The organism is Micromonospora deserti, assembly GCF_003236335.1.
Classification (GTDB): domain Bacteria; phylum Actinomycetota; class Actinomycetes; order Mycobacteriales; family Micromonosporaceae; genus Micromonospora; species Micromonospora deserti.
In genome coordinates this window covers 1-856 of the sequence record NZ_POUB01000522.1, presented here as the reverse complement: position 1 = coordinate 856, position 856 = coordinate 1, and the positions used below count along the sequence as shown (strand labels likewise).

Here is an 856-nt window from a genome sequence, read left to right as displayed (position 1 = left end):
ATAAGAGACAGGGTCCGGAGGATGTGGTGGGGGTGGCGTTGCCCCGGTCGGTGGACTGGGTGGTGGCGCTGTTGGGTGTGATGAAGGCGGGTGCCGCCTATCTGCCGTTGGATCCCGGTTATCCCGTCGAACGCCTCCGATATGTGCTCTCCGACGCTGATCCGCGTCTCATTCTGACTAATCCGGCCGCTGGGCGCCGGCTGATTCCGGCGTTGCCGGAGAGCCCTTGGTTGTTGCTGGGTGAGGCGGCTGTTGCCGGCTTGTCTGGTCGTGATGTGTGTGATGTGGAGCGGCGGGGTCGGTTGCGGTTGGGGAATCCGGCGTGGGTGATTTATACGTCGGGGTCGACGGGGCGGCCGAAGGGTGTGGTGGTGCCGCATACCGGGGTGGCGTCGTTGGTGGCGGTGTTCAATGCGACGGTGCCGTCGGGGCCTGGGGATCGGGTGTTGCAGTTCGCTTCTCCGAGTTTTGATGTGACGTTGGCGGAGTTGGCGCAGGCGTTGTTGTCGGGTGCGGCGTGGGTGATCGTGCCGGACGAGCTGCGTGTTGGTGCGGATCTGGCTCGTTTCGCTGTCGAGTGTGGGTTGACGCATTTGACGGTTCCGCCGAGTGTGCTGGCGACCATTCCTGAGGATGTCGATCTGCCGGATGGGGCGTCGTTGGTGGTGGGTACTGAGGAGGTGCCGGCGGGGTTGGTGGATCGGTGGGCTGGTGGTCGGGTCATGGTGAATGCGTATGGGCCGACTGAGGTGACGGTGAACTCGACGTTCTGGCGGTGTGAGCCGGGTTGGTCGGGTCGTCGGTTGCCGATCGGCCGGCCTGATTTGAACACGAGGGCCTATGTTCTGGATGGGCG

1 protein-coding gene is annotated in these 856 nt (G+C 64.3%); it reads left to right on the top strand.

Features of this window, described 5'->3' with window-relative positions; genetic code table 11:
• Nucleotides 1-32 precede the first annotated feature (32 nt).
• Nucleotides 33-856 (top strand): AMP-binding protein (locus tag C1I99_RS32500; protein ID WP_233512835.1); only part of this gene is annotated, 824 nt, incomplete at its 3' end.